Below are 6,869 nucleotides of genomic sequence, written 5' to 3' on the forward strand. Positions count from 1 at the left end.
CGGCCTCAACCACGGTGATCTCGCTGCGATATACTCGTTGAATTACGTCTAGTCGTTTCTCGTCTTTCATTGTCAGGGTTGTCATCCTTCCACCCTGACATAATTACGTTGCCGTTAACCCCTGACATAATCACTTTGCTACAACAGCTGTCGTTTCGATGTCACGTCAATAACCATTGATTGCAGTATCGATACTGCGGTACAGAGAGGGAAACTCTATGCAGACAAAAGGGGGGGGGCACTTTTATGGCACGCAATGGGATTCCCGTCGTCGATGGCGACGGTCATGTGATGGAAGACTGGGATGCGCTCTTGCAGTACATGCCGGAGCCTTACATTAAGAGCGGGCGTTTCAAGGGGCGGCTTTTCCCGCCGCTGGATCACCTGCACGGGGCGACGCTTTATACGCTAGTCCCCGGCGCGTTTCGTCCGGTGCGCGAAGATGGCTGGCTGGAGTTCATGGAAGATGTCGGCATCGAGCGCGCGGTGCTCTATTCCACCGGCGGCTTGGCTTTCGGTAAAGTCATCACCCGCGAGTTCGCCGTCGACGTGGCGCGCGCGTGGAACAACTGGTTCGCCGATACCTATCTGAAAAAGAGTCCGCGCTTTCAAGGTCTGGCCTTGGTGCCGCTGCAAGAGCCGGATGAAGCGATCAAGGAAATGCGCCGGGCGGTGAACGAATTAAAATTTTGCGGCGTCATGCTGCCGTCCACCGGCTTCAAGGGCCATTTGGGCGATAAAGAATACTGGCCGTTCTACGAAGAGGCGAGCAAGCTTGGCTGCTGCATCGGCGTTCATGGCGGCGCCCATGAAGGGTTGGGCATGGATTGGCTAACGCCCTACGCGCCGATCAACGGGCTTGGCCATGCAGTCGGCCAGATGGTGGCGTTTGCCGGCATCGTCTTTAACGGCATCTTTGAAAAATTTCCCAACGTCCGCATCGGCTTCATGGAAGCCGGCGTGTCGTGGCTGCAAACTTGTTTGGAACGCTTCGACCGCGGCTGGGAGACGCACATCCAATACGATCCGCGCAAAGAGTATCTCCAACTCAAGGCCGGCGAAAAAGTCAGCGACTACATTCGCCGCCATGTCGAAGCGGGGCGCATTTTCGTCGGCTGCGAGGGCACGGAGAAAGGTTTGCATCATTTAATCGAAGCCGTCGGCAATAAACCGTTCATGTTCTCCAGCGATTTTCCCCACGAGGTCAACAACGAATACTGCAAACATGAGATCGAAGAAATCATCGAGAACGAGCATCTGACCGATGACGACAAACATGCCGTGCTGCATGGCAACGCCGAGCGGTTTTATGGCTTGAAGCCGTTGGGATGAGGAAGAACTGGAGTGCTGGGTTAATCGCTCTCTGGTTGGTTTTTCACCGGCTAAGTGAAGGGAAGTGATATGATCGAGATCGTCAATCCCGTTGGCGTGAGCGCGGCTAAGCGTTCCGCGCTGGCGTTGCGGCGCTTCGACAACCTGGCCGGATTGCGCGTCGGTTTGCTCGACAATAACAAACCCAACGCCGACAATTTTTTGCGCATCGTCGGCGCGCTTTTGCTGGCACGCCATGCCGACATTTCGCTGCTTCCCAAGCGCAAGATGACGCGCATGGAGGCCGACGGTTTGGCGGAGTTGGCTAGTAGTTGCGACGTGGTCATCAACGCCTTCGCCGATTGAGGCTCGTGCACGTCGTGGAGTGTCCACGACTCGGCGATATTGGAAAGCGCGGGCATTCCCACCGCGACGGTGGTGAGCCGCGAGTTTTGGCAGCTGGCGCTCGCGGAAACTCAGGCGCGCGGCGTGAAAAATCTACCGCTGGTTAAAGTGCCCCATCCGGTGGGGACAATTTCACTAGATGCCTTGCGCGCGGTGGCCGAGTCGGTGGTCGATGAAATCGTGGCGAAATTAGTTCGTGGCGAGAGCGCGACTTCGCCGGCCAATTCAGTTCCAGCGCAGAACGGCGAGGGCAGCAGCGCCGCCGGTTTTTCGGTTCCTAGCGATCCCGCTGAAATGTTCGGTTACTTTTTCGAGCGCGGCTGGACCGACGGCTTGCCGGTTTTGCCGCCGACTTTAGCGGCGGTTAATAAAATGCTTGCCGCCGGCGGCAAACCGGCGGATTCTGTGTTGGGCGTGATTCCACCGTTGAACGGTGCCGCCACGGCAGAAAAGATCGCCGCTAATGCGGTGATGGCCGGCTGCTTGCCGGAATATTTTCCGCTCGTTCTCGCCGCGCTGCGCGGTATGACGCGGCCGGGCTATAATCTCGACGGCTTGCAGACCACCACGGGGAATATCGCGCCGCTGGCGATCGTCAACGGACCTTGCCGCAATCGCTTGGCGATCAACTATGGCGCCAACGCGCTTGGCCAGGGTTGGCGCGCCAACGCTACCATCGGCCGGGCGATTCGTTTAGTCATGACCAATATCGGCGGTGCTCGACCGGGTAGTTTCGACAAGTCGACATTGGGGCAGCCGGCGAAATACAGCTTTTGTTTCGCTGAAAATGAAGAAGAGAGTCCGTGGCAACCGTTTCATGTCGAACGCGGCCTGGTGCGCGAATGCGACACTGTGCATATGTTCGGCGCCAGCGGCGTTTATAGCGCCGTCGACATGGCGAGCCAATCGGCGCCAGGGTTGCTGAAGACTTTCGCATTGACAATGACCGGTGGTTTGGCCAGCGGCGTGACCTCTACGGAGGTTCTTTGGGTGATCTGTCCTGAACATGCGGCGCTCTTCGCTCGGGATGGTTTTTCCAAAGAGAGATTGCGCGCCGAGCTGTTCGCGCTCGCGCGCGTGCCCTACGACAAGATCGCCGATGAAAATTTAGCATTGCTCGCCAAGCGACGGCCGCTCTGGTTCAAACCCGGCGCGGTGCGCGAGGTTGGCGTGGTCGATCGACCGGAAGATATTTGGCTCGTCGTCGCCGGCGGCGCTGGCGCTAAGTCGGCGTATATTCCAGGGCGCACCGCGACGAGAATGCAGACAGTGGCGGTGGAGGATGGTGGAGTGGTGTGATGGAGTACTGGAGTGATGGAGTAATGGGTCGGATTCGGAAGAACGTAATACGGGTGATGTTTTTCGGCGTAGGGTTAATGCCGGTGCTTGTCCATGCGCAAGTAAAATCGATCATCATCGGCGAAGGCGGGCGCGGGGCGATGTATTTGCCGGCGTATATCGCTGAGGAAAAAGGTTTCTTCAAACGGCGCGAGCTGGACACGCGCATGGTGACGTTTAGCCGCAGCAACGACATCAATGCTCTGGTTTCAGGCGATATTCAGTTCGATTTGACCGCGCCGGATAAAGTCGTCCATAGTGCTCTGGGCGGCTTTCCGGTGAAAATGGTGATGGGCACGGCGCGCGGTTTGAACCTCGCCTTGACGGTGCATCCGTCGATCCGCTCGGCGGCCGATCTCAAGGGCAAGTCGGTGGCGATCACCGGCTTTTCCGGATTGCCGTATACCGGGCTGCTGCTCTGTTTACGGGAGCTGGGCTTGACCAAGGAGCAGGTGGTGCCGCTCAATATCGGTGGTAAATCGGCGCGCTTCGAAGCCTTGCTCGGCAATCGCGTGCCGGCAGCGATTCTCGACCCGCCATACACGACGTTGGCGGCGAAGGAGGGTTACCGCTTGCTGGTCGATCTCGCGCCATTGGATGTGCCCTATTTACGAAACATCGTCGCGGTGTCGGAGAAAACTTTGCGTGACGAATCCCGCACCGTGGCGCGCTTCGTCGCCGGCCTGGCTGAGGGAATGCAGTATTATCGCAACAAAGCTAACAAAGACGACAGCATGAAAATCTTGGCCAAGTATCTGCGCCTGCCGCTGGATAAAAACCGCATCATGATCGAGGAGGGCTACGAAACCTATCGCGACATGATGTTGAAAAAGCCTTACGCCGATCCCCATGCGATGAAACTTCTGATGGATATCATCGCCGAGTCCAATCCTAAGGCGAGGAGCGTTAACGTCGCGGCGCTGATCGACTCGTCCTTCGTCGAGCGCTTGGACCGCGAAGGGATGTTCGATCGGTAGAGTCGAACGACTCGCCGGGGTTGTTAAGTTTACAATTCGTCCTGCAAGCGGCCGATGACTTTGCGCCAGATTTTACCGTCGGCGCTGGTTTGGCCTTTCTTCGATTCCATCTGCGCCAGCACCTGGCTTTTTTCCCGCAGCTCGCCATTCAATGTTTCGCATTCGCTGGAGAGGCGCTTGATCAGATTGCCGATCTCGGTCTCCTTTTCGGCGGTGGCTTGTAGCAGCGTGTCTTTTTCTTTCAGTTTCGCTTCGAGAATTTGCAATTCGTTTTGGCTGTCGCGCAGCCGTTGTTCCAAGTTGACGATCTTGGCGCGGAACTCCAGCTCCATCGCTTTGACTTCGCGATTTTTGCTTTGCAGCGTTTCGTCGCGGTTGGCGATTTGCAGTTTGAGTTCGTCGAGTTCCCGATGCAGCGGTTCGAGTTCCTGTTTCAATCGCGCTTCATGGTCTTGCACCGACTGGGTGGTTTGCGGTTGGCGGTTGAGCAGGGCGTCGTATTCGCTGCGCAAATGGATGAACTCCTTTTCGCGCTGAATGCGAAAGATTTCTTTTTGACGCAATTGGCTCTCGAGCATCTCGATGCGTTCCCGAGAATGCTGCTCCAGGCGGGTCATCGACAGGTGCTGCTCGCGAAACTGACCGTTGGCTTGTTCCAACTGACGGCGCAGAAAGTGAATCTCGGTCTGGCGATTCTCTTCCATGCGTTGGGCCGACTCCGACTGGCGAATGGCCGTGCTGCACGCGCGATCGGCGAGGGACGTGAGTTTGTTGATGTAGTTGAGCAGGTGCTCGGCCTGAACTTCGATATCGATGACATTGTCCGACGCTTCGGTTAGGGCAAAGGAGGGCAATGCGGGGAGCGCAATGACTTGCGATGATTGTGTTTCGACGGTTTTAGTCTCAGGCAGACTCTGCGGTGGTCGATCGTATTGCATTGCGCCAAATAGCTCCCAATTACGTGTTGGTGATAAACCCAGAACGGTCACTCATTCGTTGAGCAAATCCCATTCCATGATCGATTATCGCGGCTCGCGCCAGCAACGGTTTGAAACTACCCGATGCCGATTCCCCGGCGCCGCTGATTGGTCGCATAGGGCGCGTAGAATTCACAAAACTGTTCGTTTCGGTGTGAGTTCGCCGGATGATCGTGATACGTAAAAAGGTGGTCGGGGCGGTTATCCGCGGCCGATGGTCGACAAAGCAAATCGATGTTCACTCGAACGAATTTATCGAGGGGGTTGCTGCTCATGGCGATGCTTTTCGGATGCGACTCGTTTCAAGTGGGCGGCCTGGTGCAGTCCGGCCGTCAAGCGCTGCTCAAGAAAAATTTTCCCGAGGCGCTTGGCTACTTCGAACATGCGGCCGGTAAAGATCCCGACTACGTTTACACTTCGGCGCACTTTAAAGAAGGGATCTGGACCTATGTCGGGCGCAGCCAATATGTCACGGCTGGATTTGCCGCGGCACGGCAATCTTTGGAACGCGCTTTGAAAAGCGCGCGACGACGATTATCTGGCGCAGCTCTATCTCGGTCTGGTGTTGGTAAGAAGCGCAGACTCGACGCAAGGTTTGCGCGAACTGCAAAACGGATTGCAGGGGCTTTACGATTGGATCGAATACATCGTTTCGAGCCGCTCTTCGGAGGCGTATTGGGATCCCAATAAACAAATTCGTAACGAGATCAAAAAAGCTTTGGCGCTGATCGCCGAGGGCAGCGGCGATCATGCGAAGATCATCGCCAGCGCTGAATGGCTTGGCCAGGAAATCGAGGAGGAGATCGAGCGTGCGCGGCGCGACGAAAGCCGTCAGGGTTAGATGTGAATTTGGCGACGTAGCTCTTTACCGCTCGCGCCGGATCATGCTAGTTATCCATTGCTATATAAATAAATGACCGTGAGGTTGGCAGAATGCGTATCATCGAAAAATCTTTCAACACCAAAGAGCATGGCATCGCCGGATATCTATCTTATCCCGATCGGGCCGATCCCGGGCCGGCGCTGTTCCTGATTCATCCCAAGGGCGGGCTGGGCGAGTACATGAAGACCGAAACACGCAAGTTCGCCAAGCTCGGCTACTCGACCTTCGCGGTGAATGTCTTTGAGCAGCTCGGCTATCCCGAGCCGACTCATATCGTCAGCGGTTCGCAGATCCAAGCCAAGACTGCCGATCCGGAATTCACTCGTGTATTGACCGAAGGCTGGCGCTTCCTGTTGTCGCAGTCCCACGTGAATAAGCAACGCGTGGCGGTGTGCGGTTACTGCATGGGCGGGCGTATCGCGATTCACTTCGTCGCCGCGACGCCGGAAGTGCGCGCCTTCGTCGGTTACTATCCGACCGTGCGCGACGAGCCTGAGACGCCTTTGCGGCCGGTGCATCCGGCCAAAGCAGTAGCGAAGATTCGCTGTCCGTCGATCAATCTCTACGGCGTCGAGGATGCGACGACAGTGGTGCCGGTGCAGGAACAGATGTGGCAGGCATTCAAACAAAACGGCCAGCCGCTGGAATGGCACTTCTTTCCCTTCGGTGGCCACGGCTTCGTCGACCCAGGCGCGCCAGGTTACAACGCCCACACGGCAGAACTGTCTTGGCCACTGGTGGAAGATTTCCTCGAACGCCATCTGAAATGGAGTTCGCCGGAAGTGTAAAGAATCGGCAGAAATTATTCTCCGATCAAAAAATTAATTGGTTTAGGAATCTCTGAACAAGTCATCTAGCAAGTCGTCTAATAACGAAGAGCAGAAAGACCGACAAGGTGAGGCGGGAGGAAAGAGCGTGGGGGAGCAGACAACGTTTGCGAGTTTGGCGTGGGCGAGAAAGAAAAAGCAGAGCAAGCGG

7 protein-coding genes are annotated in these 6,869 nt (G+C 56.4%); 6 read left to right on the plus strand and 1 reads right to left on the minus strand.

Going from position 1 to position 6,869, the window contains the following annotated elements; genetic code table 11:
• Positions 1 to 246 precede the first annotated feature (246 nt).
• The 4 genes from EXR70_24525 (at position 247) to EXR70_24540 (ending at position 4,031) form a co-directional block, all read left to right on the plus strand.
• Positions 247 to 1,332: an amidohydrolase gene (locus EXR70_24525; protein ID MSP41662.1), complete on the plus strand. Its 1,086-nt coding sequence runs from the start codon at positions 247 to 249 to the stop codon at positions 1,330 to 1,332.
• A gap of 69 nt (positions 1,333 to 1,401) precedes the next feature.
• On the plus strand, positions 1,402 to 1,677 hold the full coding sequence (locus EXR70_24530; protein MSP41663.1) for a hypothetical protein: 276 nt from the start codon (positions 1,402 to 1,404) through the stop codon (positions 1,675 to 1,677).
• A 39-nt stretch (positions 1,678 to 1,716) separates the two neighbouring features.
• Complete coding sequence (locus EXR70_24535; GenBank protein MSP41664.1) at positions 1,717 to 3,015, plus strand: hypothetical protein; 1,299 nt, start codon at positions 1,717 to 1,719, stop codon at positions 3,013 to 3,015.
• Positions 3,015 to 4,031 carry an ABC transporter substrate-binding protein gene (locus tag EXR70_24540; GenBank protein MSP41665.1) on the plus strand — a complete coding sequence of 339 codons (1,017 nt, stop codon included), beginning with the start codon at positions 3,015 to 3,017 and terminating at the stop codon, positions 4,029 to 4,031. The genes EXR70_24535 and EXR70_24540 overlap by 1 nt, the downstream gene beginning before the upstream one ends.
• A 29-nt stretch (positions 4,032 to 4,060) precedes the next feature.
• On the opposite strand, the gene EXR70_24545 is transcribed toward EXR70_24540, so the two are convergent.
• On the minus strand, positions 4,061 to 4,969 hold the full coding sequence (locus tag EXR70_24545) for a hypothetical protein (protein ID MSP41666.1): 909 nt from the start codon (positions 4,967 to 4,969) through the stop codon (positions 4,061 to 4,063).
• Positions 4,970 to 5,281: 312 nt separating this feature from the next.
• Between EXR70_24545 and EXR70_24550 the strand changes: the two genes are divergently transcribed.
• Entirely contained in the window at positions 5,282 to 5,698 is a 417-nt protein-coding gene (locus EXR70_24550; protein MSP41667.1) for a hypothetical protein, read from the plus strand.
• A gap of 243 nt (positions 5,699 to 5,941) precedes the next feature.
• Positions 5,942 to 6,679, plus strand: a complete 738-nt coding sequence (locus tag EXR70_24555; protein MSP41668.1) for a hypothetical protein — start codon at positions 5,942 to 5,944, stop codon at positions 6,677 to 6,679.
• The last annotated feature ends 190 nt before the right edge of the window (positions 6,680 to 6,869 follow it).

This window comes from Deltaproteobacteria bacterium (genome assembly GCA_009692615.1).
Taxonomy (GTDB): domain Bacteria; phylum Desulfobacterota; class Binatia; order UBA9968; family UBA9968; genus DP-20.

Bases quoted from the DNA above. Each gene is read 5' to 3' on its own strand.
- EXR70_24545 (MSP41666.1), bottom strand. From the start codon at position 4,969: ATGCAATACGATCGACCACCGCAGAGTCTGCCTGAGACTAAAACCGTC.
- EXR70_24555 (MSP41668.1), top strand. From the start codon at position 5,942: ATGCGTATCATCGAAAAATCTTTCAACACCAAAGAGCATGGCATCGCC.
- EXR70_24530 (MSP41663.1), top strand. From the start codon at position 1,402: ATGATCGAGATCGTCAATCCCGTTGGCGTGAGCGCGGCTAAGCGTTCC.
- EXR70_24540 (MSP41665.1), top strand. From the start codon at position 3,015: ATGGAGTACTGGAGTGATGGAGTAATGGGTCGGATTCGGAAGAACGTA.
- EXR70_24525 (MSP41662.1), top strand. From the start codon at position 247: ATGGCACGCAATGGGATTCCCGTCGTCGATGGCGACGGTCATGTGATG.
- EXR70_24550 (MSP41667.1), top strand. From the start codon at position 5,282: ATGGCGATGCTTTTCGGATGCGACTCGTTTCAAGTGGGCGGCCTGGTG.